This window comes from Klebsiella oxytoca NBRC 105695 (assembly GCF_001598695.1).
GTDB classification, from domain to species: domain Bacteria; phylum Pseudomonadota; class Gammaproteobacteria; order Enterobacterales; family Enterobacteriaceae; genus Klebsiella; species Klebsiella oxytoca.
This window is the reverse complement of record NZ_BCZK01000009.1, coordinates 186492-212407: the sequence shown is the minus strand read 5'-3', so window position 1 is coordinate 212407 and position 25916 is coordinate 186492. Positions and strand designations below refer to the sequence as shown.

The following is a 25916-nucleotide window of genomic DNA, read 5'->3' as shown; positions in this document are numbered from 1 at the left end:
CATGAGTAAACTACTGGATCGCTTTCGCTACTTTAAACAAAAAGGCGAGAGCTTTGCCAACGGTCACGGCCAGGTATACAACACCAACCGCGACTGGGAAGACAGCTATCGGCAGCGCTGGCAGTTCGACAAAATCGTCCGCTCAACCCACGGCGTGAACTGTACGGGCTCATGCAGCTGGAAGATTTACGTCAAAAACGGTCTGGTCACCTGGGAAACCCAGCAAACAGACTACCCGCGAACCCGCCCGGATCTGCCCAACCACGAACCCCGCGGCTGCCCGCGCGGCGCGAGCTACTCCTGGTACCTTTACAGCGCCAACCGTCTGAAGTATCCGCTGGTGCGCAAGCGGCTGATTGCGCTGTGGCGCGAAGCGCTGGCTCAGCACGCCGATCCGGTGCAGGCGTGGGATAGCATTATGCAGGACCCGGTTAAAACCCTCAGCTACAAGCAGGTACGCGGCAAAGGCGGGTTTATCCGCTCAAGCTGGAAAGAGCTGAATCAGCTGATTGCCGCCGCCAACGTCTGGACCATCAAAAACTACGGGCCGGACCGGGTGGCGGGCTTTTCGCCGATCCCGGCGATGTCGATGGTCTCTTACGCCGCGGGTACCCGCTATCTGTCGCTGCTTGGCGGCACCTGTCTGAGTTTTTACGACTGGTACTGCGACCTTCCCCCCGCCTCGCCGATGACCTGGGGTGAGCAAACCGATGTCCCTGAATCCGCCGACTGGTATAACTCAAGCTATATCATCGCCTGGGGCTCAAACGTCCCACAGACCCGAACGCCGGACGCCCACTTTTTTACCGAAGTGCGCTATAAGGGCACCAAAACCATCGCGATTACTCCGGATTTTTCGGAAGTTGCCAAACTCAGCGATCAGTGGCTGGCGCCGAAACAGGGCACCGACAGCGCGCTGGCGATGGCAATGGGCCATGTGATCCTCAAAACGTTTCACCTTGATAATCCCAGCGACTATTTCCTCAACTACTGTCGCACCTATACCGATATGCCGATGCTGGTGATGCTTGAGCGCCGCGAGGAGGGTTTCTACGTTCCCGGCAGGATGGTCCGCGCCGCCGATCTGGTCGACGATTTGGGCGAAAGCAACAACCCGGAGTGGAAGACCGTCGCGTACAACAGCGCAGGTGAACTGGTTGCGCCCAACGGTTCGATTGGCTTCCGCTGGGGAGAGAAAGGCAAGTGGAACCTCGAACAGCAGGCCGCCGGGCAAACCATTGAACTCAAACTATCGCTGCTGGATAGCCGTGACGACGTGGTGACGGTGGGCTTTCCCTACTTCGGCGGCAACGAAAACCCGCACTTTCGCAGCGTTAAGCAGGATCCGGTCACCCTGCACCAGCTACCGGTAAAACACCTCCCGCTGGCCAATGGCGAAACGGGACTGGTGGTCAGCGTTTATGATCTCATCCTCGCTAACTACGGGCTCGATCGCGGTTTAGACGACCCCAACGCCGCCAGGGACTTTGGCGAAATGAAAGCCTATACCCCGGCGTGGGCCGAACAGATCACCGGCGTCCCGCGCCAGCACATCGAGCAGATCGCCCGCGAGTTCGCCGATACCGCGCATAAAACCCACGGACGGTCGATGATTATCCTCGGTGCCGGCGTCAACCACTGGTACCACATGGATATGAACTACCGTGGAATGATCAATATGCTGGTGTTCTGCGGCTGCGTCGGCCAGAGCGGCGGCGGCTGGTCGCACTATGTCGGCCAGGAGAAACTGCGTCCGCAAACCGGCTGGCTGCCGCTGGCGTTCGCGCTGGACTGGAATCGTCCGCCGCGCCAGATGAACAGCACCTCCTTTTTTTACAATCACGCCAGCCAGTGGCGCTATGAAAAGCTAACCGCCCGGGAGCTGCTGTCGCCGCTGGCCGACGCCAGCCAATTCAGCGGCCATCTGATCGATTTTAACGTTCGCGCCGAGCGCATGGGCTGGCTGCCTTCCGCGCCGCAGCTGGGGGTTAACCCACTGACCATCAAGGCGCAGGCCGCCGCAGCCGGACTGACCCCCGCCGACTACACCGCCCGGGCGCTGAAGTCCGGCGAGATCCGCTTCGCCTGCGAACAGCCGGATAACGGCAAAAACCATCCGCGTAATCTGTTTATCTGGCGCTCAAACCTGCTGGGCTCTTCCGGCAAGGGCCATGAGTATATGCTCAAATACCTGCTGGGGACCGACAGCGGTATTCAGGGCGAAGAGCTGGGGGCTACCGATGAGGTGAAGCCGGAAGAGGTGGAGTGGCAAACCGCGGCCATTGAGGGCAAACTCGACCTGCTAGTGACGCTCGACTTTCGCATGTCCAGCACCTGTCTGTTCTCCGATATCGTTCTGCCAACCGCCACCTGGTACGAAAAAGACGATATGAACACCTCGGATATGCATCCCTTTATTCACCCGCTCTCCGCCGCCGTTGACCCGGCGTGGGAGGCAAAAAGCGACTGGGAAATTTACAAAGATATCGCCAGAACCTTCTCTGAAGTCTGCGTCGGCCACCTCGATAAAGAGACCGACGTGGTGCTGGTGCCATTGCAGCATGACTCCCCGGCGGAACTCTCTCAGCCCTTTGACGTGCTGGACTGGCGGAAAGGCGAATGCGAGCTGACGCCGGGTAAAACCGCGCCGTCGATTGCCGTGGTTGAGCGCGATTATCCGGCGACCTATGAGCGCTTTACCTCCCTCGGCCCGCTGCTCGACAAACTCGGCAACGGCGGTAAAGGCATCACCTGGAACACCCAGAACGAGGTCGATTTCCTCGGTAAGCTCAACTACGTCAAGCTGGATGGCCCGGCTAAAGGCCGCCCGCGCATCGACACCGCCATCGACGCCTCGGAAGTGATCCTCGCCCTCGCCCCGGAAACCAATGGCCAGGTGGCGGTCAAAGCCTGGCAAGCGCTCGGCGAATTTACCGGCCGCGAGCACACGCACCTGGCGCTGAATAAAGAGGATGAAAAAATCCGCTTCCGCGACATTCAGGCCCAGCCGCGCAAAATTATCTCCAGCCCGACCTGGTCCGGCCTCGAGAGCGAGCATGTGTCGTACAACGCCGGCTATACCAACGTCCACGAGCTGATCCCCTGGCGCACCCTTTCCGGCCGCCAGCAGCTCTATCAGGATCACCCCTGGATGCGCGCCTTTGGCGAAAGCCTGGTGGTCTATCGTCCGCCCATTGACACCCGCAGCGTCAGCCAGATGAAAGCGATCCCGCCTAACGGCTTTCCTGAAAAAGCGCTCAACTTTCTGACGCCGCACCAGAAATGGGGCATTCACTCCACCTACAGCGAAAACCTGCTGATGCTAACCCTGTCGCGCGGCGGGCCGATCGTGTGGATCAGCGAAACCGATGCTCGCGAACTGGGGATTGAAGATAACGACTGGATCGAGGCCTTTAACGCCAACGGCGCGCTCACCGCTCGCGCGGTGGTCAGCCAGCGCGTACCGCCGGGGATGACCATGATGTACCACGCGCAGGAGCGTCTGATGAATATTCCGGGCTCGGAAGTCACCGGACGGCGCGGCGGGATCCATAACTCGGTGACCCGCGTATGCCCGAAACCGACCCATATGATTGGCGGCTACGCCCAGCTGGCTTACGGTTTCAACTATTACGGCACCGTCGGCTCTAATCGCGATGAGTTCATCATGATACGCAAAATGAAAAATATTGACTGGCTGGATGACGAAGGTCGCGACGGGGTACAGGAGGCGAAAAAATGAAAATACGCTCACAGGTCGGTATGGTTCTCAATCTTGATAAATGCATCGGCTGCCACACCTGTTCCGTCACCTGTAAAAACGTCTGGACCGGACGTGAAGGAATGGAATACGCCTGGTTTAACAACGTCGAAACCAAACCGGGCATCGGTTATCCAAAAAACTGGGAAGACCAGGAGGTGTGGGAAGGCGGCTGGGTGCGCGACGTTAATGGCAAAATACGCCCGCGTCTGGGCGGCAAAATGGGCGTCATCACCAAAATCTTCGCCAATCCGGTGATACCGCAAATCGACGATTATTATGAGCCTTTTACCTTTGATTATCAGCACCTGCACAACGCGCCGGAGGGGAAACATTTGCCCACCGCCCGTCCGCGCTCGCTTATCGATGGTAAGCGGATGGATAAAATCATCTGGGGGCCCAACTGGGAAGAGCTGCTCGGCGGCGAGTTTGAAAAGCGCGCCCGCGACCGTAACTTCGACAAGATTCAGAAGGAGATGTACGGCCAGTTTGAAAACACCTTCATGATGTATCTGCCGCGCCTGTGCGAGCACTGCCTGAATCCGAGCTGCGTCGCCACCTGCCCGAGCGGCGCCATCTACAAGCGTGAAGAAGACGGCATCGTGCTGATCGACCAGGATAAATGCCGCGGCTGGCGTCTGTGCATCAGCGGCTGCCCGTACAAAAAAATCTACTTCAACTGGAAAAGCGGTAAATCGGAAAAATGCATCTTCTGCTACCCGCGTATCGAATCCGGACAGCCCACCGTCTGTTCGGAAACCTGCGTGGGGCGTATCCGCTATCTCGGCGTGTTGTTATACGACGCGGATCGCATTGAAGAGGCCGCCAGCACCGAGCGCGAAACCGATCTCTATGAGCGGCAGTGCGAGGTGTTCCTCAATCCCCACGACCCGGCGGTGATTGAAGAAGCGCTGAAACAGGGGATTCCACAAAACGTGATTGATGCCGCCCAGCGCTCGCCGGTGTACAAAATGGCGATGGACTGGAAGCTGGCGCTGCCGCTACATCCGGAATACCGCACCCTGCCAATGGTCTGGTACGTGCCGCCGCTGTCGCCGATTCAGTCCTACGCCGACGCCGGCGGCCTGCCGAAAAGCGACGGCGTGCTTCCGGCCATCGAAAGCCTGCGTATTCCGGTACAGTATCTCGCCAATATGCTCAGCGCGGGCGATACCGGCCCGGTGTTGCGCGCGCTGAAGCGCATGATGGCGATGCGTCATTACATGCGCTCGCAAACGGTGGAAGGCGTCACGGATACCCGCGCCATCGAGGAAGTGGGCTTAAGCGTTGAACAGGTCGAGGAGATGTACCGCTATCTGGCGATCGCCAACTATGAAGACCGTTTCGTGATCCCGACCAGCCACCGCGAAATGGCGCGCGACGCTTTCCCCGAGCGCAACGGCTGCGGCTTTACCTTTGGCGACGGCTGCCACGGCTCCGACACCAAATTCAACCTGTTCAACAGTAGCCGTATCGATGCCATCAACATCACCGAAGTACGCGATAAAGCGGAGGGGGAATAATGCAAATCCTCAAAGCGATCGGCCTGCTGATGGAGTACCCGGATGAGTTTCTTTGGCAGTGCAAGGAGGAGGTGCTGGCCATGGTGCGGCACGACGCCCCCATGCTCAACGACTTCGTCGCGGAAATGCTGAATGATCCACTGCTGGATAAGCAGGCCGAATGGTGCGAAGTGTTTGACCGGGGCCGCGCCACCTCGCTGCTGCTGTTTGAACACGTTCACGCCGAGTCCCGCGATCGCGGCCAGGCAATGGTCGATCTGCTCGCTCAGTATGAAAAAGCGGGTCTACAGCTCGACTGTCGCGAACTTCCAGACCATCTGCCGCTGTATCTGGAATACCTCAGCATCCTGCCGGAAAACGAAGCGCGTGAGGGGCTACAAAACGTCGCGCCGATTCTGGCGCTGCTGGGCGGGCGGCTCAAGCAGCGCGACGTAGCGTGGTACCCGCTGTTTGACGCCCTGCTGAGCCTCGCCGGGAGTCCCCTCTCAAGTGACAGCGTCACGCAGCAGGTTAACAAAGAGTCCCGTGATGATACCCGGCAGGCGCTGGATGCGGTCTGGGAAGAAGAGCAGGTGAAATTTATCGAAGATAACGCCACAACCTGTGACAGCTCACCGTTACAGCAATATCAACGACGCTTTAGCCAGGACGTGGCGCCGCAGTACGTCGACGTCAGCGCGGGAGGACCGAAATGATACAGTACCTGAACGTCTTTTTTTACGACATCTACCCCTACATCTGCGCGACGGTCTTTTTTCTCGGCAGCTGGCTGCGCTATGACTACGGTCAGTACACCTGGCGCGCCTCCTCCAGCCAGATGCTCGATAAACGCGGGATGGTGATCTGGTCGAATCTTTTTCATATCGGCATACTCGGCATTTTCTTTGGCCATCTGTTCGGCATGTTAACGCCGCACTGGATGTATGCCTGGTTTTTACCGATTGCGGTCAAGCAGCAGATGGCGATGGTGCTCGGCGGCGTCTGCGGCGTGCTGACGCTGATCGGCGGCGCCGGTTTGCTCTGGCGTCGTTTGACCAACCAGCGCGTTCGCGCGACCTCGACCACCCCGGATATCATCATCATGAGCATTCTGTTGATTCAGTGCCTGCTCGGGCTGAGCACGATTCCTTTTTCGGCGCAGTATCCTGACGGCAGTGAAATGATGAAGCTGGTTGGCTGGGCGCAAGGCATCGTGACCTTCCGCGGCGGCTCGTCTGAAATGCTCAGCGGTGTCGCCTTTGTTTTCCGCGTACATCTGGTACTGGGAATGACGATTTTCCTGCTGTTCCCGTTCACCCGTCTGGTTCACGTCTGGAGCGCGCCGTTTGAATATTTCACCCGCCGCTACCAGGTGGTACGTTCAAGACGCTGAGCAAAATCTGCAATCATCCCGGGTCGCGGCGTAAACGCCTCACCCGGGATACATCAACGCAGATGGCTGTGAACCCATAGCCCGGCTAAGCGTAGCGCAAGCCGGGTAACATCCACGTTTGACAGCCACCCCTTATCCAGCCAACGGTTCCTGTATTGTATTTACTTACCCGCCTCGGGATGGGTATCAAACGCCGCCATCACTGCCGCCAGTTCCGCTTCGCTGAAGCCATATTTGGCATCATCCACGCCGAGGCCAAAACGCGTTTGCAGCGCTTCATACAGCGCCGGAACATCCGCTAAATCCCGCTTTTCGACCACATGGTTTTTATCCCAATGGGTAAAGTGGAAATTGGTCAGCGTCATCTTGCCGCCATCCGGTAAGTGGCGGCACATCAGCAGATGATGGCGGAAGTGCGACTGCGGCCAGTGCGCTGACCAGAAGTTGCCCATCACATAGTCGGAAGCGTACTGGCGACCTAAGTCAAAATGGTACATCGACTGCCAGTGGCCGTGATGGCTGAACTGCAGGGTCCACTCTTCCCCTTCGTAGATCAGGCGATACTCACCGTGCGGGGTCGCTTGTTCCACATCGGCCAGCAGCTTGATCGGCGCGGTCAGGGTCTGGCCGCCGAAACCAACGTCAGCAATCCAGCGTTCGCCCTCCACGTCCACCAGCAGCAGCCGATGGGTACGCGGCGGCATATGCGGCGGATTGGCCAGCACCACGCGGCCCAGAAGGCTGCGCACGTTGAAACCAATTTCGCGCAGCGCTCTCTCCAGCAGGCCGTTTTGCTCGAAGCAGTAACCGCCGCGACGACCGTGAATCAGCTTCTCTTCGAGGGTGCGATCGTCGAGATGTATCTCTCTTGGCAGCAGCACATCCAGATTTTCAAAGGGGATCGCGCCGTTATGGTGAATATGCAATTCGCGCAGGGTATTAAGTGAAACACCCGGGGTGCCCGTCCAGCCCAGACGAGAAAAATAGGCGCTTAAAAAGGGACTCATCAATGCCTCCAGCAATCGGTGTCCGACATTTATAGCCTGTTTTTCCCGCCTGACCAGCTATTTTGTGCGATCGCATTTATCCGCGCGTGCCTCGCTGCATCAGCGCCAGCGCGCTGAGCATCAGCCCGAGACCGGTAAGCAGCGTCAGCGACGCCATTGCCATTCCCTGCCCCGCCGAGCCCTGCTCAAACTGGCGCCAGATAAACACCGCGACGGTTTGCGTTCCGGCTGGCGCGAGCAGCAGCGAAGTTACCAGCTCGCGGGAGGCGACGGCGAACACCATCAGCATCGCCGCCAGCAGCGCCGGGAAGACCAGCGGCAGAACGATCAGACGCAGCGCCTGCAGGGCCGTCGCCCCATGTACCCTTGCCGCAGGCTCAAGATTATTGCCAAGCTGGCGCAGCGCGCTGCCGACGTAGCGTACCGGCCAGGGCAGCAGCAGACAACTGTAGGAGAGCAGCAGCATAAACCAGCTGTTGTAGGGGGAAAGCGGCCAGAACGGCTGATTCCACAACAGAATCAACCCGATGCCTACCACCACGCCCGGCAGCGCCGCCGGCAGCAGCGATAAGGCATCGACTATCGCGCTCCCCTTGATTTTTTGCACCACAACCAGCCAGGCGGCGAGCAGCCCCACCAGCCCAACAACCCCAGCCGAAGCCAGCGCCAGCGAAAGGCTGGTTGCCAGTGCCGACAGCGCATCGCCCTGCTGAGCAAACAGCGCGGCAAAATGGCGAAGAGTAACGTTGTCAGCGTGGATACCGCCCGACAGCGTGCTCATCAGGCTGGTCAGCACCATCGACGCGCCCGGCAGCACCACCGCCAACCCACCGACGCCCGCCATCACTAGCATCGCCGGAAGCGCCAGCCAGCCCAGTTCCGCCCCGCTATTCTCTCCCGGCTTGCCGGTGACGCTGGTGACCTCTTTATCGCCAGTCAGCCGTTTTTGCAGCCACCAGGCCAGCAGCGCCACCGCGATCAGCAGCAGCGAAAGCAGCGACGCGCCGGGCAGATCGACGGGCCAGTCGGCAAGCTTTTTCTCAATGCCTACGGTTAGCATGACCAGCCCTGCCCGCGACCCGAGGGCCGCCGGAACGCCGTATTCCTCAATCGCCAGGGTAAACGCCAACAGCATCCCCGCCGCCAGCGCCGGCGAAAGCATCGGCAGCGTGATGTGCCAGAACGCCCGCCAGGCGCTGGCGCCGTGCACCCGGGCGACAATGGCCAGCCGCTGACCGCTGGCCAGCAGGCTGCGCGAGACGGCAAAGTAGACCACCGGAAAGATATTGAGGGTCATCACCAGCACAATCCCGATGCGGCTAAAAAGCAGATCGTTAAGATCCCAGCCGGTCAGCTGCTGCAGATAGCCATGACTTTGCAGCATCAGCATCCACGACAGCGCCGCGATGTAGGGCGGCGTCAGAAAGGGGATCAGAAAGAGCAGATCCCACAGCCGCGGCAGCGGGATAGTAAACAATCCGCGCACGACGCCCAGCGGTAGACCGATGACCACGCTCATCAGCGCCACGCCGCAGGCCACCCACAGGGTACCGCCGAGCATCGTGGGTAGCTGCGGGTCGGCAATCAGCGTTGACACGCCGCTAAACGCGCCGCCCAGCGAACCGGCGCTAAACCGGGGAAAAATCGCCTGGAGGACGATAAAGAGCAGCGGCAACGCCACCAGCACCAGCAGTGCCGCCAGCGTGCCCGCTGAAATAAGTCTCTGTTTCACGATATATTCCTGGATACGATCTTACCCGGCTCGCGCTGCGCTTAGCCGGGCTACAGGGTCACAGCCGTCTGCGGTCCGGCAGCCCGGATAGGTGCGCAGCATCGCCTAGGGAAAATTTGCCGGGGGGCGCCATGCCCCTGCGTTACGTCTTCCCGGTGGCGCTGCGCTTAGCCGGGCTACAGGGTCACGGCCGTCTGCGGTCCGGTAGCCCGGACAGGCGCGCCAGCGCCGCCTCCAGGGAATGTGCCCGAACCAAATTTCGCAGCTTGGGGAAAAATCGGTTTACTGGACGAAAAGCGTGTTAAAGCGGGAAAGCACCGCACTACGTTCGCTAGTGCCTTCGCCGGCGGTCGGCAGAATTTTCAGCTCGTTGAGCAGCGGGCGCTTCGCCGGAATATCGCTGCGGGCGGGCATAAGCCAGGCGTCGGCGACCAGCGCCTGGCCTTCCGGCGACAGCACATAATCAATAAAGGCCTTTGCATCGTCAGCATGCGGGCTGGTTTTGAGGATCATCATCGGCCGCGGCGCAATCACCGTGCCGCTGGCCGGGAAAATCACCTTTAGCGATTCGCCCTGATGGATATTGCCGTAAGAGACATAATCAACCGCGCCGAATACCGCCGCTTTCGCTCCCTGCATCACCGGCGTCACCGCCTGGACATTCGGCCCGCTGACCACCATGCCATTCTTCTTCAAGTCATTAAACAGCGCCCAGGCCTGGTCGCCCATGCCATTCTGTAACCCGATCAGCAAATCCAGCGATGCGCCGGAAAGCGCCGGGTCCGGCGTCGTCACTTTGTCTTTGAACGCCGCTTCGGTCAGGTCACGCCACTCTTTCGGCTCCGGGGTGCCGCTATTGGTATTCCAGACGATCCCCAGCGCCGAAATCCCCTGGGCAACGTAATCGGCGGATTTCAGGTTCGCCGGGACTTTATCGGCATTGGCGCTCTGATACGGCAGCAGCCAGCCGCGGTGATGCAAATCTTCCGCCGTATCCCACGAGGCGGAAATCAGCACATCCGCCTGCGGGTTGGCCTGCTCGGCCTCAAGACGCGCCATCACCTTACCGGTAGTAGCCTGGAAAATATTCACCTTCACCCCGGTTTTCTTCTCATAACCGCTGGCGAGGCTTTTCGCCAGCGAGCCCGGCCCGGCGGTGTAGACGGTGAGCGCGTGGGCGCAGGAGATCGTGGTGGCGGACAGCATCATCGCGAGCGCAGCTCCTTTGGTAACGGTAATAACGGTTTTCATACGGATTCCCCTGAGGTTGAAGTCACGGCGCGAACGGCGGCAACGCAGCCCGCAGATAAATGAACAATCTTGTCGGCCAGCAGTTCGGCTTCGCGACGGTCGTGGGTGACGTAGACGGCGGTGATGCCCAGCTGGCGCAGCAGGCGGCTCATTTCGAGGCACAGCGACTCGCGTAGTTCGCTGTCGAGATTGGAGAGCGGCTCGTCGAACAGCAGCACGCGCGGTTCTGCGACAATGGCGCGGGCCAGGGCAACGCGCTGCTGCTGTCCGCCGGAAAGGCCCGACGGTTTACGCTCGGCGAAGCCGCTGAGACCGACCATTGCCAGCGCCTCCTCGACCCGTCGCTGTCGTTCCTTGTGCCCGATGCCGCGCATGCGCAGCGGGAAAGCCACGTTCTGCGCCGCCGTCATATGCGGCCACAGGGCGTAATCCTGGAAGACCATGCCGAGATCGCGCTGCTCCGGCGGCATACCCCAGCCGGCTTTCGCCACCAGCCGAGCGCCGAAGTGAATGCTGCCGCTGGCGGGTACGGTTAATCCGGCGAGCAGACGCAGCAGCGTGCTTTTGCCGCAGCCAGAAGGCCCCAGCAGCGCCACGATGCTGCCCGCATCGATATGCAGATCGATCTGATTAAGGACGGTGTTGGCGCCGAAGGCGAAAGAAACGCCGTCAAGCTTAATGCTGGTAAGCGCGCGCATTTTCGCCCTCCCGTTGGGAAAGCGTGGCTCTGCCGGCGGTCAACATCCGCCGGCCCGCGCTCACCTGTGTCAAAGACAGGGGAGCTAACATATTGTTATCCTCTTTGGGACTTAGTGACGCCGACTATAGGGAGCCTTGATGACGTATTGATTACATTTTCATTGCGGATTAACGTGTTGTCTGGCATCAGACCCATTTACCAAGGAACGCATATGAGCCGTTTTCGCCACGTGGAACTCCAGTACGCCAGTCGCCTGCTCAACCATGGCCCAACGATTTTAATAACCAGCTACGACGCCCATACTCAGCGCCGCAACGTTATGGCCGCCGCATGGTCGATGCCGGTGGAGTTCGCCCCGCCGCGGCTGGCTATCGTGGTGGATAAAAGCGCCTGGACGCGGGAAATTATTGAGCGCAACGGCACGTTCGGCATCGTCGTCCCGGGCGTCGAGGCCGCCAGCTGGACCTACGCGGTCGGCAGCATCAGCGGACGCGATGAGGATAAATTTAACGCTTACGGTATTCCGGTGGTGCAAGGCCCGGAGCTGGGATTGCCGCTGATTGAAGAAAAGTGTCTGGCGTGGATGGAGTGCCGACTGCTGCCGGCAACGGCGGCTCAAGAGCAGTACGATACGCTGTTTGGCGAAGTGGTTTCCGCCGCCGCCGACGAACGCGCGTTTGTCACCGGACGCTGGCAGTTCGACGATGATAAGATCAATACCCTCCATCATCTCGGCACCGGCAACTTTGTCGCCAGCGGCCGCCACGTCCGCGCCAATACGCCAGAAGAGTAGCCCGGACAGATACGCAGCATCGCCTCCGGGGCAATTCTTCACCACCCTGCTCGTCTCTCCCGGGGGCGGCGCGCAGCGCCTGCCCGGGCTACCGGGCCGCAGACCGCTGAGAACGCGTAGCCCAAACAGATGCGCAGCATCGCCTCCGGGAGGTGTACTAGCGCTGCAAACGCCGCCGGTCTTCGCTGGGCGTCAGGCCAAAAACCTTTTTATATAAAGTGGTAAAGTGATTACTATTGGCAAAGCCGCATAGATAAGCCACTTCGGTAATCGTCATATCGGTCTCGCGTAATTTGACGCGCGCCGAAACTAATCGTAGACGCTTTAAATAATTATCCGGCGTCAATCCCGTCGCCTCTTTAATATGGCGAAAAGCGGTACGCGTGGTCAGATGGAATTTCTCCGCCAGCTGCTGCCAGTTATGATCTTCAAAACAGTGCTCCTGTAGCCAGGTCAGCAATTTATGCAGCTTATATTTAGTGGTGCTATATTCGGCTTCGGTTTCGGCATGCAGAATCGTCGTCACCAGCTGGAAAAACGCGGCTTCGCGCAGGGCAATATTTTGCCCCTGCCGCAGCTCGGCAGAAAATATCTTATCCACCAGTTCCTTGCAGATATGGCGGGTGTCCGGCGCCAGCCAACCGTAGCAGGACGCATTCTGCGCAGAGAAAGTCTGTAATAAAGTATCGAGAGGCTGTAAATAATGAAACCCTACCAACGGGTTAATCAGCACATTAATTAACTTAAGCGTCCCTAGCTCATCATAATAATGAACGTCACCCGGCTGAACGTAAAAAACGTCGCCCTGTTGAATATATAGTGGCCTGCCATTAATAACATGTAAACCGTGCCCTTCCTCAACGATCACCAGCTCAGCAAATTCATGACTATGTTCATGGCTATTATCTTCCGGATCGCTGGCGTACATGCCCAGCTTATCCTGTGGATGGGTGAAATAATACTCAACGGTCAACATCATCATCTATAAAGTCCAAAACGGCATACGGCGCAGAGGCAAGATAATGCATTTTCCCGACCGCCACGAGCAAGATTTTTGGAATTGTGATCGGCAACCCGCCCATCTCATTATCAGTGCCAATCTGGCAAATGCATTGGCATTGCCAGAGTGGTTACCCCCGGGGCCGGCATCTTATGCTGCGGACAAATAAATACAGAGGACGCAGTATGTCACAGGCAATTCAGCATAATTCTCAGGTCTCGATGACCCGCCACCCGGATTTTCTACGCACCGCCGAGACGCTCCGGCCCGCGCTATGCCGCCAGGCGTACCCGCCGATCGCCGTGGTGGAAGCCCACGCCGACGCCACGGCGCTGTTTGGCTGGCGCGCCGAACCGGTAAGTTCCCTGGCCGCGTTTTACCAGCGCGAGCTGAGCAGCGGCGATAGCGTCATTATTGATTTTGGCAGCCACTTTGTTGGCTACCTGCATTTTCTCTGTCAGAGCGTCGGGAGCCCGCCGGACGCTCCGGCCCATCTGCAGTTCACCTTCGGCGAAACGCTGAGCGAAGTGTGTGAGCCGTTCAGCGATTACCAGGGCTGGCTAAGCAGCAGCTGGCTGCAGCAGCAGGATCTGTGGCTTGATGTCCTGCCGGCCGAAGTTGATCTGCCGCGCCGCTACTGCTTCCGCTATCTGAAGGTGGAGGTCAAAGCCGTGTCGCGCAAGTTTCGTCTGCAGTTCAACCAGATTCAGGTGAATGCCGTTACCTCCGCCAGCGGCGCATGCCCGGCAGCGACAACCGCCGACCCGCAGCTCAAGGCCATCGACAGCGTTGCCGTTCTGACCCTGCAAAACTGCATGCAGGAGGTGTTTGAGGATGGCCCCAAACGCGACCGCCGCCTGTGGCTCGGCGATTTACGTTTGCAGGCGCTGGTGAACGATGTGACCTTCGCCCGTCACGATTTAGTACGCCGCTGCCTGTACCTTTTCGCCGGGCATACTCGTGAGGACGGTATGGTATCGGCCAACGTGTTCGTGCAGCCGGATGTCATTGCTGACGATACCTTTCTTTTTGATTATTCTCTATTTTTTGTTGACGTTCTCTACAACTATCTGCAAAGCGCGGAGGATATTGCTACGGCCCGCGAGCTGTGGCCCACGGCCCGTCGTCAGATTGAACTGGCGCTGAAACGCTGCGACGCCTACGGGGTTGTGCGCGATAGCGACGACTGGTGGGTGTTTATCGACTGGCAGGCATCGCTGAATAAACAGGCTGCAGCGCAGGGCGTGCTGATTTACTGCCTGCAGCGCGCCGTCTGGCTGGCCGAGCGTTTCGAACCTGAGCTGGCCGTCAGCTATCGCCAGCGTTTACAGCAGCTTAAAGCTGCGGCCCTCGATGTCTTATGGGACGAGCAGCAAGGCTTCTACATCAGCGGCGAGCAGCGACAGGTCTCATGGGCATCGCAAATCTGGCTGGTACTGGCGGAAGTCGGTACTCCTCAGCAGCGCCGGGAGATCATGCATAATCTGGAGCAAAATCCCCCCGCGATCGCCATGAACACGCCATACCTGCGTCACCACTATATTGCCGCCCTTCTGCAGTGCGGGCTGCGCGACGACGCTATTGCGCAGATCAAAGCCTACTGGGGAGCAATGGTCGACTACGGTGCCGATACCTTCTGGGAAATCTTCGACCCGGCGCATCCTGATTTTTCCCCTTATGGCAGCAAGCTGATAAACAGTTATTGCCATGCGTGGAGCTGCACCCCGGCCTGGTTTATTCGCCAGTACGGACTTTAACAACAACGATAAGCGAGTTTACTTTTATGGCAGAAACAACCTTTACCCTTTGGCGGCAGCGCCTTGGCTATGGCATCGCCGACCTCTCCTGCAACCTTGTGTGGCAGATGATCTCTCTTTATCTGATGTTCTTTTACACCGATGTGATGGGCCTGCCCGCTTATTACGTAGGCCTGATGTTCCTCGTGACGCGCCTGGTGGATGGCGTTGCCGACGTGCTAATGGGGCTGGTTATCGACAATACCGCCACCCGCTGGGGGCGCTGCCGTCCGTATCTGCTGATTGGCGCGATCCCCTTCGGACTGCTGTGTATTCTGGCCTTTTACGTGCCTGATTTTGGCACTACCGGTAAGCTGATCTACGCTTTTGTCACCTATCTGTGTCTGTCGTTTCTCTATACCCTCGTTAATATTCCATTCTGCGCCATGCTGCCGTTTCTGACGAACGACTCGCGGGAGCGCACGACGCTGTCGGCGGTGCGCATTCTGCTCGGCTCGCTCGGCGCGACTATTGTCGCGGTCGCCACTCTGCCGCTGGTTGGCGCGCTGGGGAAAGGCAATCAGGAGCACGGCTTCTTCTATACGGCGGTGATTTTCGGCGTTATTGCCACCTTTTTTCTGCTGGTGAGCTTCCGGAACGTTAAGGAAAATATCAGTATTACTCAGGAGCGCATGACCTTAAAACGCGCCTGGGTCAGCCTGCGCGCCAACCGACCGTGGTTCGTCTTCGCCATCAATATTTTCCTGATGTGGGGCGCGTTTTTCTTCCAGACCGGGGCGCTGGTCTACTTCTTCCATTATTACGTCGGTAATAACGATCTCACGGCGATCGTCGCCGGGATCTCCACCTTCGTTCCTCTGCTGGGTACCCTCACCGTTCCGCTGCTCGCCAGCCGGATGAAAAAGCGCCACGTCTATCTGGTCGCCAGCGCGATCAACCTGGTCGGCATGGGCATGATGATGGCGGCAGGCGTTAACAGCTGGGGTCTGGTTGCCGGAGCGGTCGTACTCTCGCTTGGCGCCGGACAGCGCACGGCAATTTACTTCTCTATGCAAGCCGATCCGGTGGATTACGGAGTATGGAAAACCGGCATCAATACCGCCGGCATTTTGACCTCTATCAACGGCTTTCTTGGCAAGGTGGCGATGGCGGGCGCGGGAGCCATTACCGGGGTCCTGCTCTCATCCGGCGGTTATATCGCTAACCAGACGCAAAGCGACGGCGCGATGCTGGCGATAAAAGCCTGCTACCTCTATATCCCGGCGCTGCTGATTGTGGCTTCAATGCTGTGGATTGGTCGCTTCTACCGACTCGACGACCAGTACGAGCAGATCCGCGCCGACCTTGACGCTGGACGCCGTGCGCCGTCGAACCCATCGTCCGTTGCTGGAGAAAACCACGCCCTGTAAGGCGCAGCACCCCCTACATACCTCTGAAAAAATAAGGATTGATATGCGTATCTCTTTGATTAGCGCAGCGGTTTGCTGCGCCCTTTTTTCGGCTTACGGCGCGAGTGCGGCCCCGCTCACCGTCGAACAACGGCTAGCGCAGCTGGAGGCCCGGCTTAATCATGCGGAGCAGGAGGCCGGAGAGGCCAAACGTCGGGCGCAGCAGGCGGAGCTGCGCACCAGCGCCGCGGAACAACGCGCGGCGGCAGCGGAAAAGCAGGTGCAGACCCTCAGTCAGCGCACCGCAGCGACCGAGCAAAAGCAGCAGGCTGCTGACAAACAGCTGGCGAAAAGCAGCCTCAGCGATGGCTTCGAGTTCAACGCCTACGCGCGCTCCGGGATGCTGGTTGACAGCCATGGTAAAGGCGCGCGCGGCGGCCCGGGTGTCTCCCCGGCCAGTTCGCTCAACGGCGATGCCCACGTTGGCCGTCTCGGCAACGAGAAAGATAACTACGTGGAGCTCAGCTTCGGCAAAAAAATGACCTTCAGCGACGGGTCATGGGCGCACTTTAAAACCATGCTTGCCGACGGGGCAACCAACCCGGATCCATGGGTACAGGATAACGACAGCCACCACATGAACGTGCGTCAGCTGTACGTCGAGATGGGCAATTTCGCCGATTTTTCCGGGCCGTTCAGGAGCGCGTCCATCTGGGCGGGCAAGCGTTTCGACCGCGATAATTTCGATATCCACTTTACCGATAGCGATATTATGTTCCTCGGCGGTACCGGCGGCGGGATCAATGACGTGATGTGGGGTGATACGCTGCGCGGCGATTACTCGGTCTATGCGCGTAACTTCGGCGATCTGGGTAGCGATAACTACCAGGATAACGATATACAGAACCTGATGTTCACCGCCAACCACTTCTGGAACAACTGGCAGCTGATGACCACGGCGATGACCGCCCAGGGCAATGATGACCTGAAAGATAATACCTCGACCACCGGCAGTTACGCTCTGCGCAGTGATAATACGGCGAAACACGGCTACTACGCGATGCTGGCGTATCACGACAAACAGCAATTCTATGGCCTCGCGCCGGGCGTATCGGAGAGCGCCCTGCAGTACGGCGGCGGGCTGGGCGCCGAGGCGCGCCAGCCCGGCAGCGATGGCGATCTTACCGAGAACGCTAAGTCCCTGCGTTTTGCGTCCTACGGCATTTTGCCGTTGGGGAAAAACTGGCAGCTTGCACCATCGGTTATCGCCCAGCATAGTGAAGATCGCTACCGCGATGGCGACCGCTACGATTGGGCAACCTTTAACCTGCGGGTTTCCCAGGGCATCACCCGCAACTTCGCCCTGCTATACGAGGCGTCCTGGCAATATATGGACCTGAATCCCAACGGCCGAACCTATCGCTACGACAGCGGCGTGCATCAATACCAGGCGGTGAGCGGCGATTTTTACAAGCTGACCTTCGCCCCGACGTTCAAAGTTGGCGATGTGTTTGATATCAAAGCGAGGCCGGAGATACGTTTCTTTGTCACGTGGATGAATTGGGATAAAGACCTGGATCGTTATGCGATCAACGATGATTTCGGCAGTAAAGGCTTTACCGCCGGAGGAAACTGGAACTTTGGCGTGCAGACGGAGATTTGGTTTTAATACATCAGCCCTGGCACCTCTTCCCGGGGGCGGCGCACAGCGCCTGCCCGGGCTACCGGACCGCAGACCGCTGAGAACGCGTAGCCCGGACAGATGCGCAGCATCGCCTCCGGGATATTCTGCCACTCCGCACTCTCTCCCGGGGGGCACACAGCGCCTGCCCGGGCTACCGGATAGCAGACCACTGAGAACGCGTAGCCCGGACAGATGCGCAGCATCGCCTCCGGGAAAGAAAGCGGGTTACATGCTATAACCCGGTTTTTTAATCAGCTGTTCCATCTGCGGGGCGATTTCGCTGTCCCACACCTGTTGCCAGTCGCTCTCTTTAATTTCATTCAGGGCCACGCTCACCGAGCGTTCTTTGCTGTTGAGATGGCGAATCACCACCTCGGTAATATCGGCGGCCAGCGCCGCTTTTTGTTCATCATTCAGGTCGCGGGGAAAACATTTAATATCAATATGCGGCATAGCAGGCTCCTTTATTGTCAGGATGATAAAGCTAGCATAACCCGCATCATCTGGATCGCTTTTTGTGCTTTAAATCAGTTCGTTGCGGCGAAGAACGGCTTCGAGTTTGGGATGGCGATAAACCGCATCCGCCACGGCGACGAATTTTGGCGTTTGCGCCGTAAACCACTCCCGTCGCGGGCCCCAGGCACACATCGCGGCAATATAGCAGTCCAGCAGAGTTATTTCCGCCCCCAGCGCATACGGCGCGGCGGCAAGCTGCTCCTCCAGCCACAGATAAAGCGATTTGCGATAGCTGATGCAGCTTTCCCGCAGCTGCTCTGGCGCATCGGCGGCCCAGCGCTCCGGGTAATCCGCAAAGGTAAAGGTGGGATAAACGTTCGCCACCAGCCAGATGAGCAGACGCTGAAAGGCATGCCGCTGCGGCGATCCCGGCGCCGGAGCCAGATCCGGTCGCACGTCGAGGATCATCAGAGCAATCGCCGCGGATTCGGTCATCATGCTGCCATCTTCAAGCGTGAGGGTCGGCACCTGACACAGTGGGTTAATCTGCTTGAGACGGTCGCGCTGCAGGCCCGGTTGGTCAAAGCCCTCAACGTTGACAAAATGGTACGGGATATCGGCCAGCGTCAGCATCAGTTCGCTTATCGTTGAACCCCAGCCGGGTACGCCATAGACGGTGATCATATTCTGCGCCCTCAAGAAATTTGCCGCCCGTGAACAGAGCGGCGACGGGTTTAGCAACCTTGCAGTATAGGTTTGATTGAGCAATGTCGCTATGGAGTCCCCCTCGCCCAGGCTAAACCACAGCGCTACGCCGACTCACGCGCCACCAGGTGAAAGCCAATATCAATAATCGCGTCCCCTTCTTCTCCGCCTTCTATGCGGTCGGCAAGCAGCGTAGCCGCCTGCTCGCCAATGGCGTGACGGTCGACGCTGACGGTGGTGATCGCCGGACGATTGCTGGCGGCGAAATCCAGATCGCCAAAGCCGATCACCGCCAGATTCTGCGGCACGCGCAGCCCCCGGCTTTCCGCTTCCATAATCGCTCCCTGGGCAAGGGTGTCGGAACTGCAGACGATAACGTCAAACTCGCCACCGGCGAGCAGTTCGCCCAGCCCGCGTCGCCCCAGCGCCAGCGATGCCGGAAGCGGCACCTCGACCTGCGGGGCAACGTTAATTCCACTTTTGGCCAGCCGGGCCAGGAGCCCCTGCTTTCGCAACGTCGCGCGCGCATCGCCTGCCCATAGCAGTCCCGGACGACGGTAGCCTTTTTCCAGCAAATATTCGCCAATGGTTTCACCGACTTTTTCATGCGAAAAACCAACCAGCATATCCAGCGGCGTCGGGGTGAGATCCCAGATTTCCACCACCGGCGTGGCGGCGTTGAGGATCGTCCTCTTTAACGCCGGAGCGTGCTGAATACCGGTCAACACCACGCCATCCGGACGCCGGGAGAGTAAGGTTGCTACCAGCTCGGCTTCGGTCTGACGGCTATAGCCCGCCACGCACAGCAGCATATGATAGCCGCGCGCCGCCAGGGTATCGCTCAGCGCCTGGATGGTATCGACAAACATATTGTTATTGATTTGCGGCACCACCACCGCCACCAGTTTGCTGCGCCTGGAGGCCAGGCCGCCGGCCAGCGCATTGGGGATATAACCCGTGGCCTGCACCGCCTGCATCACTTTCTCTACCGTTTTTGGCCTTACCAGCTGCGGCGTATTCAGCGCCCGACTGACCGTCATCGACGACAACCCGGCGCTGCGGGCCACATCATCCAGCGTCGGCGCGCGCGTCGGTTTTCTGCTTTTCACGGCTAAGCCCCTGTGTTGAGTCGTTTCCTGTGGCCATTATTGATGATGGTCCAGGCAATTGCCAGCGCCCGTCCGTATATCCCCAATAGAATCAACGACCTGCCGAATTAAATGTTATCGCTATCATTATGATTTGTGAATTTTCACAAACCTTTTTGGAACGTGACCTGCGCTGCATAATTTTACCCTTTATAACCGCTAATTGTGATCGTTTGTACAAATTAAAATCACTGTCGTAGCACCAGGATAATTTCAGGATTAAAAATGTTAGCGCAAACATTTTACCACTAAAAAGGAACTGACTATGACCTCGAGCGCAAATTCCGACTCCGTGACCTACGCCAAAGCTTCCGGCGTCAAAACCGCCGCTGAAACCGGCGACCGCATTGAACATGTCAAACTGTCGCTGGCCTTTCTGCCGCTGGCCACCCCCGTTAGCGATGCAAAGGTTCTGACCGGTCGGCAAAAACCGCTGACCGAAGTGGCGATCATCATCGCGGAAATCCGCTCCCGGGACGGCTTTGAAGGCGTTGGCTTCAGCTATTCCAAACGCGCGGGCGGCCAGGGCATTTACGCCCATGCAAGGGAGATTGCCGATAATCTGCTCGGCGAAGACCCGAATGATATCGACAAGATCTACACCAAACTGCTGTGGGCCGGGGCTTCCGTAGGTCGTAGCGGCATGGCGGTGCAGGCAATCTCCCCTATCGATATTGCGCTGTGGGATATGAAAGCCAAACGCGCCGGGCTACCGCTGGCGAAACTGCTCGGTTCGCATCGCGATTCCGTGCAGTGTTACAACACCTCCGGCGGCTTCCTGCATACCCCGCTGGAGCAGGTGTTGAAAAACGTGGCTATCTCACGCGAGAACGGGATTGGCGGGATAAAACTGAAAGTCGGTCAGCCGAATACCGCTGAGGATATTCGCCGTCTGACGGCAGTACGCGAAGTCCTGGGCGATGACTTCCCGCTGATGGTGGACGCCAACCAGCAGTGGGACCGTGAAACCGCTATCCGCATGGGGCGCAAAATGGAGCAGTTCAATCTGATCTGGATTGAAGAGCCCCTTGACGCCTACGATGTGGAAGGCCACGCACAGCTCGCCGCCGCGCTGGATACGCCGATTGCCACCGGCGAGATGTTGACCAGCTTCCGCGAACATGAGCAGCTGATCCTCGGCAACGCCAGCGACTTCGTGCAGCCCGATGCGCCGCGCGTCGGCGGCATCTCCCCGTTCCTGAAGATTATGGATCTGGCGGCGAAGCACGGTCGCAAGCTGGCCCCACACTTTGCGATGGAGGTACACCTGCATCTCGCCGCCGCCTACCCGCTCGAGCCCTGGCTGGAGCACTTCGAGTGGCTGAACCCGCTGTTTAACGAACAGCTGGAACTGCGCGACGGGCGGATGTGGGTTTCCGAACGCCACGGTCTGGGCTTCACCCTGAGCGAACAGGCCCGCCGCTGGACCCAGCAAAGCTGCGAGTTTGGCAAACGCCCTTAACCGAATTCCCCGCATGGCGGCATAAGGGCTACAGGCCGCGTAGCCCGGCAAGGCGCATCAAGCGCCGCCCCCGGGAGAATACCGCATTCTCCCGGGGGCGATGCTGCGCATCTGTCCGGGTTACCGGTCCGCGGACGACTGAAAACCCGTAGGCCTGCCGGGGAAATACCTCTTATTGGCTGTACCCACAATAAACAACCCTGCAAAGGAGTTGAAGATGACTACACCCTTAAAACGCAGCAACGTGCGTTACGGCATATTACTGTTTTTATTTCTGGCTACCGTATTTAATTATGCCGACCGGGCAACGCTGTCCGTTGTCGCGCCTATTATGAGCAAAGAGTTAGGTTTTGATCCCGAGGCGATGGGGCTGGCTTTTTCAGTTTTTGGCATCTCCTACGTCATTATGCAAATACCCGGCGGCTGGCTGCTGGATAAATATGGTTCGCGGCTGGTCTACGGCTGCGCGCTGATTGGCTGGTCGGTCGTCACCATGTTCCAGGGTACGATCTATCTGTTCGCCAGCCCGCTGATTGTACTGGTTATTCTGCGCCTGATGATGGGCGCGATAGAAGCCCCCGCCTTTCCCGCCAACAGTCGTCTGAGCGTACAGTGGTTTCCCAATAAAGAGCGCGGGTTTGTCACTTCGGTCTATCAGGCCGCGCAGTATATTTCCCTGGGGATTATTACGCCGCTAATGACGATTATTCTGCATAATTTAAGCTGGCACTACGTATTCTATTATATTGGCGCTATCGGCGTGGTGCTGGGGATATTCTGGCTGGTAAAAGTAAGAGATCCCTCTCATCATCCAAAAATTAACCAACAGGAGCTCGACTATATTCGCGAAGGCGGCGGCGAGCCGGAATTAGGCACGAAAAAAACGCAGCATAAATTAACCCTCGCGCAAATCAAAAGCGTCTGCGTCAATCGTATGATGATCGGGGTATATATTGGCCAGTTCTGCGTGACGTCAATCACCTGGTTCTTCCTGACCTGGTTTCCGACCTATCTTTACCAGGCCAAAGGCATGTCGATTCTCAAGGTCGGCTTTGTCGCCAGCATCCCGGCCATTGCCGGATTTATCGGCGGCCTGCTGGGCGGCGTGTTCTCGGACTGGCTGCTGAAACGCGGCTATAGCCTGACGACCGCCCGCAAGTTGCCGGTGATCTGCGGCATGCTGCTCTCCTGCGTCATTGTGGTCGCCAACTACACTACTTCGGAAGTGGTGGTGATCGCCGCCATGAGCCTGGCTTTCTTTGCTAAAGGGTTCGGTAACCTCGGCTGGTGCGTGCTGAGCGACACATCACCCAAGGAGATGCTGGGAATTGCCGGTGGGGTGTTCAATATGTGCGGCAACCTGGCGAGTATTATCACGCCGCTGGTTATCGGCGTGATCCTCGCTAATACTCACTCCTTCGATTACGCCATCCTGTACGTCGGTTCCATGGGCGTACTGGGCCTGTTCTCCTACCTGTTTATCGTCGGGCCGCTGGATCGCTTAACGCTGACCCCGCGCGCCGCCTGATTTAAAACTCTGGCGAGCATTCGCCTCCGCTGTTTCGCATCACACTCCTGCGAAACAGCGGTTTTTTAGTAGGTAATCCCCGGCGGATTCACCTCCGATTGCCTCACCTCTTCGCCCTGCTCGCCCCAGCGGGCCAGCACTTTCTGATACTCTCCGCGCGCTATCGCGCCATCCAGCGCGGCCTGAAGCGCATAGACCAGTCCGTTACCCTTCCTGGTGGTGGTGGCGACATAAGCCTTTTTTGGCCCCAGCCCGACGACTTTGGTTTTACCGCTGAGCGCCGCTTTGTAAGCGGCTACCGACTGCGGCCCAAAAAACACGTCCGCGCGACCGGACTGAATATAGAGATTGCCCGAAGCGTCATCGGTCAGGTAGACCGGTAGCGCAGGTTGTCGCCCGGCGGCTTCGTTTTCGGCGTTCCAGCCGAGCAAAATTCGCTCCTGGTTGGTCCCGGACCCGACAATCACTTTTTTACCAGCGAGATCCGCCGGGCCGCTCACGCTGGCGATGTCGCTGGTCGATTTTACGGAAAAGGCCAGCGAATCGACGCGATAGGTGGCAAAATCAAACTTCGCTTTCCGCTGCTCGGTTACCGCAATATTCACCAGCGCCACATCGTAGCGCCCGGAAGTAATCCCCAACGGCCAGTCCTCCCAGGCTGTGGGCACCAGCTTTAGCTTCAGCCCGAGGCTGCCGGCCAGCAGTCGGGCGATATCCGGGTCGCTGCCGATACGCGTGCGGTTATCGCTGGCCAGCAGCGCCAGCGGCGGCGAGTTGAGCGCTGAAATCGCCACCGTTAAAGTACCCGGTTCGACGAAGACGTAATCCGCCGGGATCTTCGCCACCGCCTGCTCATCGCGGGTTACCGGCAGCGGCTGCTCGTTGGCGCGCAGGTCGATAGCCGCCTGCGATGCCGCAGATAAAGAGAGTAACGCCAGGGTCAAAAATCCGTTTCTCATGCCGCTAATACCCTCGATAAAAACTGCTGCGTACGCGGGTGCTGCGGATGGTTCAGCACATCGTCGCTGCTGCCCTGCTCGACTATCTTGCCGTCGACCATAAACACCACCCGATCCGCCACCTCTTTCGCAAAGCCAATTTCGTGGGTGACCACGACCAGCGTGGTGCCGGAGCGCGCCAGCTTTTTAATCACATCCAGCACTTCCCCCACCAGCTCCGGGTCAAGCGCGGAGGTGGGTTCATCAAACAGCATCACTCGCGGGTTAAGCGCCAGCGCCCGGGCAATGGCGATGCGCTGCTGCTGACCGCCGGACAGGTGCCGCGACCAGGCGTCGGCTTTATTGCGTAGTCCAACTACGTCCAGCAGTTCGTACGCCCGCGCGATAGCCTCCTTACGGGTCGCCTGTTTATGGGCGATGGGGGCTTCAATCAGGTTTTCCAGCACCGTCAGGTGCGGGAACAGGTTGAAGTTCTGAAACACGTAGCCAACGTTGATCCGCTGGCGAAGGATCTCCTTCTCTTTCAGTTCGTAGAGCTTGTCGCCTTTACGGCGATAACCGATATAGTCGCCATCGATCTGAATAAAGCCTTCATCAACGCGCTCCAGATGATTGATCGCCCGCAGCAGCGTCGATTTTCCCGAACCGGACGGCCCGAGGATCACCGTCACCGTACCGGGTGCTATTTCCAGCGATACATCGTCCAGCGCTTTATGGCGGCCAAAGTATTTGCTGACGTCGGTAATGGAGATATGACCGTTACGAGAGTTGAGCATGGGCGGACTCCTGCGGTTGGGGACGATGAACGGTTTCAACAACGCGACGGCTGCTGCGGGCGCTATTAACCGCCGAGCGGCGCTCGCTGCGGGCCAGGCCGCGCTCGACCAGATACTGAATCAGCGACAGCACGCTGGTGATCGCCAGGTACCAGGCGGCGCCGACCATCAGCAGGGGGATCACTTCCTGGGTGCGGTTATAGATCATCTGGATGGTGTAAAACAGCTCCGGCATCGCCAGCACGTAAACCATCGCTGTCCCCTTGGCGAGGCTGATAATTTCGTTAAAACCCGCCGGTAAAATGGTGCGCAGCGCCTGCGGCAGGATAATGCGCAGCGTGCGGCGGCTGGCCGGAAGCCCCAGCGCCGCCGCCGCTTCATACTGCCCGTGATCAACCCCGAGGAAACCGCCGCGAATAATTTCGGCGGTGTAGGCGCTTTGTACCAGGGTCAGCCCGACAACGGCGGTAGAAAACTGCCCCAGCACGCTAATGGTCTCAAAACTGGCCCAGCGAATAGCGGTGAACGGAATGCCGATCGACAGGGTGTCGTAGAGATAAGAGAAGTTGTAGAGAATAATCAGCACCACGATCAGCGGCAGCGAGCGAAACAACCAGATATAGCCCCAGGCAAGGCTGCTCAGCAGCCATGAACTGGAGAGTCGCGCCAGCGCCAGCAGTCCGCCGAAGATAACGCTGAGCGCCGTCGCCAGCAGGGTCAACAGCAGCGTCTGCCCGAGGCCTTCGAGGATCACCGGGTCAAAGAACCAGCGGGCAAAGACGCCCCACTCCCAGCGCGGGTTAAAGGCAACTGATTGAATCACCACCGCCAGCACCAGCAGCGCCAGCACCGCGCCCACTGCCCGCAGCGGATAGCGCGCGGGGACAACCTTAATCGTTTCCTGGGTATGCATAT

Annotated in this window: 22 protein-coding genes; 10 read left to right on the top strand and 12 right to left on the bottom strand. The window is 58.6% G+C overall.

Annotation, left to right across the window (positions count from 1 at the left end; genetic code table 11):
- Position 1 precedes the first annotated feature (1 nt).
- Genes KO1_RS17110 through narI form a run of 4 tightly spaced genes read left to right on the top strand, consistent with a single transcriptional unit; the run spans position 2 to position 6655 of the window.
- Positions 2-3742: a nitrate reductase subunit alpha gene (locus tag KO1_RS17110; RefSeq protein ID WP_064407059.1), complete on the top strand. Its 3741-nt coding sequence runs from the start codon at positions 2-4 to the stop codon at positions 3740-3742.
- Complete coding sequence (gene narH / locus KO1_RS17105; RefSeq protein WP_004101903.1) at positions 3739-5283, top strand: nitrate reductase subunit beta; 1545 nt, start codon at positions 3739-3741, stop codon at positions 5281-5283. Before KO1_RS17110 ends, narH begins: the two co-directional genes overlap by 4 nt.
- Positions 5283-5978, top strand: coding sequence for a nitrate reductase molybdenum cofactor assembly chaperone (gene narW, locus KO1_RS17100; protein ID WP_049593160.1), 696 nt, complete (start codon positions 5283-5285; stop codon positions 5976-5978). The genes narH and narW overlap by 1 nt, the downstream gene beginning before the upstream one ends.
- A complete protein-coding gene (narI, locus tag KO1_RS17095; protein WP_004101901.1) occupies positions 5975-6655 on the top strand; it encodes a respiratory nitrate reductase subunit gamma in 681 nt (226 codons plus the stop codon). The genes narW and narI overlap by 4 nt, the downstream gene beginning before the upstream one ends.
- A gap of 161 nt (positions 6656-6816) precedes the next feature.
- On the opposite strand, the gene nhoA is transcribed toward narI, so the two are convergent.
- The 4 genes from nhoA to KO1_RS17075 form a co-directional block, all read right to left on the bottom strand.
- A complete protein-coding gene (gene nhoA / locus KO1_RS17090; protein WP_064407058.1) occupies positions 6817-7662 on the bottom strand; it encodes an N-hydroxyarylamine O-acetyltransferase in 846 nt (281 codons plus the stop codon).
- Between the two features lie 76 nt (positions 7663-7738).
- The gene (locus tag KO1_RS17085; RefSeq protein WP_049593161.1) at positions 7739-9394 is read right to left on the bottom strand and encodes an ABC transporter permease; all 1656 of its coding nucleotides are present in this window, start codon (positions 9392-9394) and stop codon (positions 7739-7741) included.
- 282 nt (positions 9395-9676) lie between these two features.
- Positions 9677-10645, bottom strand: coding sequence for an ABC transporter substrate-binding protein (locus KO1_RS17080; RefSeq protein WP_053064861.1), 969 nt, complete (start codon positions 10643-10645; stop codon positions 9677-9679).
- A complete protein-coding gene (locus tag KO1_RS17075; protein ID WP_032728206.1) occupies positions 10642-11343 on the bottom strand; it encodes an ABC transporter ATP-binding protein in 702 nt (233 codons plus the stop codon). Before KO1_RS17075 ends, KO1_RS17080 begins: the two co-directional genes overlap by 4 nt.
- A gap of 213 nt (positions 11344-11556) precedes the next feature.
- On the opposite strand from KO1_RS17075, the gene KO1_RS17070 reads away from it, so the two are divergent.
- Positions 11557-12138 carry a flavin reductase family protein gene (locus KO1_RS17070; protein WP_004112829.1) on the top strand — a complete coding sequence of 194 codons (582 nt, stop codon included), beginning with the start codon at positions 11557-11559 and terminating at the stop codon, positions 12136-12138.
- 157 nt (positions 12139-12295) lie between these two features.
- Here the strand turns inward: KO1_RS17070 and KO1_RS17065 are convergent, their stop codons facing one another.
- Positions 12296-13120, bottom strand: coding sequence for a helix-turn-helix domain-containing protein (locus tag KO1_RS17065; protein ID WP_004112826.1), 825 nt, complete (start codon positions 13118-13120; stop codon positions 12296-12298).
- 203 nt (positions 13121-13323) lie between these two features.
- Between KO1_RS17065 and KO1_RS17060 the strand changes: the two genes are divergently transcribed.
- From KO1_RS17060 to KO1_RS17050, 3 genes are read left to right on the top strand one after another with little or no spacing between them, the layout of a single operon-like run.
- Positions 13324-14895, top strand: coding sequence for an alpha-L-rhamnosidase-related protein (locus KO1_RS17060; protein ID WP_049593163.1), 1572 nt, complete (start codon positions 13324-13326; stop codon positions 14893-14895).
- Between the two features lie 26 nt (positions 14896-14921).
- Entirely contained in the window at positions 14922-16304 is a 1383-nt protein-coding gene (locus tag KO1_RS17055; protein ID WP_004101888.1) for a glycoside-pentoside-hexuronide (GPH):cation symporter, read from the top strand.
- 43 nt (positions 16305-16347) lie between these two features.
- Complete coding sequence (locus KO1_RS17050; RefSeq protein ID WP_017145939.1) at positions 16348-17952, top strand: carbohydrate porin; 1605 nt, start codon at positions 16348-16350, stop codon at positions 17950-17952.
- Here the strand turns inward: KO1_RS17050 and KO1_RS17045 are convergent.
- The 4 genes from KO1_RS17045 to KO1_RS17030 form a co-directional block, all read right to left on the bottom strand.
- On the bottom strand, positions 17949-18170 hold the full coding sequence (locus tag KO1_RS17045) for a hypothetical protein (RefSeq protein WP_017145940.1): 222 nt from the start codon (positions 18168-18170) through the stop codon (positions 17949-17951). The genes KO1_RS17050 and KO1_RS17045 overlap by 4 nt on opposite strands.
- Before the next feature lie 22 nt (positions 18171-18192).
- A complete protein-coding gene (gene pptA / locus KO1_RS17040) occupies positions 18193-18420 on the bottom strand; it encodes a tautomerase PptA (protein WP_004101884.1) in 228 nt (75 codons plus the stop codon).
- A 69-nt stretch (positions 18421-18489) separates the two neighbouring features.
- A complete protein-coding gene (locus KO1_RS17035; protein ID WP_017145941.1) occupies positions 18490-19107 on the bottom strand; it encodes a glutathione S-transferase family protein in 618 nt (205 codons plus the stop codon).
- Between the two features lie 125 nt (positions 19108-19232).
- On the bottom strand, positions 19233-20237 hold the full coding sequence (locus tag KO1_RS17030; RefSeq protein ID WP_017145942.1) for a LacI family DNA-binding transcriptional regulator: 1005 nt from the start codon (positions 20235-20237) through the stop codon (positions 19233-19235).
- A 304-nt stretch (positions 20238-20541) separates the two neighbouring features.
- Between KO1_RS17030 and KO1_RS17025 the strand changes: the two genes are divergently transcribed.
- The gene (locus tag KO1_RS17025) at positions 20542-21738 is read left to right on the top strand and encodes an L-talarate/galactarate dehydratase (RefSeq protein WP_017145943.1); all 1197 of its coding nucleotides are present in this window, start codon (positions 20542-20544) and stop codon (positions 21736-21738) included.
- 217 nt (positions 21739-21955) lie between these two features.
- Positions 21956-23266, top strand: coding sequence for an MFS transporter (locus KO1_RS17020; RefSeq protein WP_017145944.1), 1311 nt, complete (start codon positions 21956-21958; stop codon positions 23264-23266).
- A 65-nt stretch (positions 23267-23331) separates the two neighbouring features.
- On the opposite strand, the gene KO1_RS17015 is transcribed toward KO1_RS17020, so the two are convergent.
- Genes KO1_RS17015 through KO1_RS17005 form a run of 3 tightly spaced genes read right to left on the bottom strand, consistent with a single transcriptional unit; the run spans position 23332 to position 25914 of the window.
- Positions 23332-24225 carry a transporter substrate-binding domain-containing protein gene (locus KO1_RS17015; RefSeq protein WP_016807837.1) on the bottom strand — a complete coding sequence of 298 codons (894 nt, stop codon included), beginning with the start codon at positions 24223-24225 and terminating at the stop codon, positions 23332-23334.
- On the bottom strand, positions 24222-25001 hold the full coding sequence (locus KO1_RS17010) for an amino acid ABC transporter ATP-binding protein (RefSeq protein WP_017145945.1): 780 nt from the start codon (positions 24999-25001) through the stop codon (positions 24222-24224). Before KO1_RS17010 ends, KO1_RS17015 begins: the two co-directional genes overlap by 4 nt.
- A complete protein-coding gene (locus tag KO1_RS17005) occupies positions 24985-25914 on the bottom strand; it encodes an amino acid ABC transporter permease (protein WP_004101870.1) in 930 nt (309 codons plus the stop codon). The genes KO1_RS17010 and KO1_RS17005 overlap by 17 nt, the downstream gene beginning before the upstream one ends.
- Positions 25915-25916 lie beyond the last annotated feature (2 nt).

Coding starts and splice junctions, on each gene's coding strand:
- KO1_RS17005 (WP_004101870.1), bottom strand. CDS start 25,914: ATGCATACCCAGGAAACGATTAAGGTTGTCCCCGCGCGCTATCCGCTG.
- KO1_RS17065 (WP_004112826.1), bottom strand. CDS start 13,120: ATGATGATGTTGACCGTTGAGTATTATTTCACCCATCCACAGGATAAG.
- KO1_RS17010 (WP_017145945.1), bottom strand. CDS start 25,001: ATGCTCAACTCTCGTAACGGTCATATCTCCATTACCGACGTCAGCAAA.
- KO1_RS17045 (WP_017145940.1), bottom strand. CDS start 18,170: ATGCTGCGCATCTGTCCGGGCTACGCGTTCTCAGTGGTCTGCTATCCG.
- pptA (WP_004101884.1), bottom strand. CDS start 18,420: ATGCCGCATATTGATATTAAATGTTTTCCCCGCGACCTGAATGATGAA.
- KO1_RS17055 (WP_004101888.1), top strand. CDS start 14,922: ATGGCAGAAACAACCTTTACCCTTTGGCGGCAGCGCCTTGGCTATGGC.
- KO1_RS17050 (WP_017145939.1), top strand. CDS start 16,348: ATGCGTATCTCTTTGATTAGCGCAGCGGTTTGCTGCGCCCTTTTTTCG.
- KO1_RS17020 (WP_017145944.1), top strand. CDS start 21,956: ATGACTACACCCTTAAAACGCAGCAACGTGCGTTACGGCATATTACTG.
- KO1_RS17025 (WP_017145943.1), top strand. CDS start 20,542: ATGACCTCGAGCGCAAATTCCGACTCCGTGACCTACGCCAAAGCTTCC.
- KO1_RS17035 (WP_017145941.1), bottom strand. CDS start 19,107: ATGATCACCGTCTATGGCGTACCCGGCTGGGGTTCAACGATAAGCGAA.
- KO1_RS17080 (WP_053064861.1), bottom strand. CDS start 10,645: ATGAAAACCGTTATTACCGTTACCAAAGGAGCTGCGCTCGCGATGATG.
- narH (WP_004101903.1), top strand. CDS start 3,739: ATGAAAATACGCTCACAGGTCGGTATGGTTCTCAATCTTGATAAATGC.
- narW (WP_049593160.1), top strand. CDS start 5,283: ATGCAAATCCTCAAAGCGATCGGCCTGCTGATGGAGTACCCGGATGAG.
- nhoA (WP_064407058.1), bottom strand. CDS start 7,662: ATGAGTCCCTTTTTAAGCGCCTATTTTTCTCGTCTGGGCTGGACGGGC.
- narI (WP_004101901.1), top strand. CDS start 5,975: ATGATACAGTACCTGAACGTCTTTTTTTACGACATCTACCCCTACATC.
- KO1_RS17070 (WP_004112829.1), top strand. CDS start 11,557: ATGAGCCGTTTTCGCCACGTGGAACTCCAGTACGCCAGTCGCCTGCTC.
- KO1_RS17075 (WP_032728206.1), bottom strand. CDS start 11,343: ATGCGCGCGCTTACCAGCATTAAGCTTGACGGCGTTTCTTTCGCCTTC.
- KO1_RS17110 (WP_064407059.1), top strand. CDS start 2: ATGAGTAAACTACTGGATCGCTTTCGCTACTTTAAACAAAAAGGCGAG.
- KO1_RS17060 (WP_049593163.1), top strand. CDS start 13,324: ATGTCACAGGCAATTCAGCATAATTCTCAGGTCTCGATGACCCGCCAC.
- KO1_RS17015 (WP_016807837.1), bottom strand. CDS start 24,225: ATGAGAAACGGATTTTTGACCCTGGCGTTACTCTCTTTATCTGCGGCA.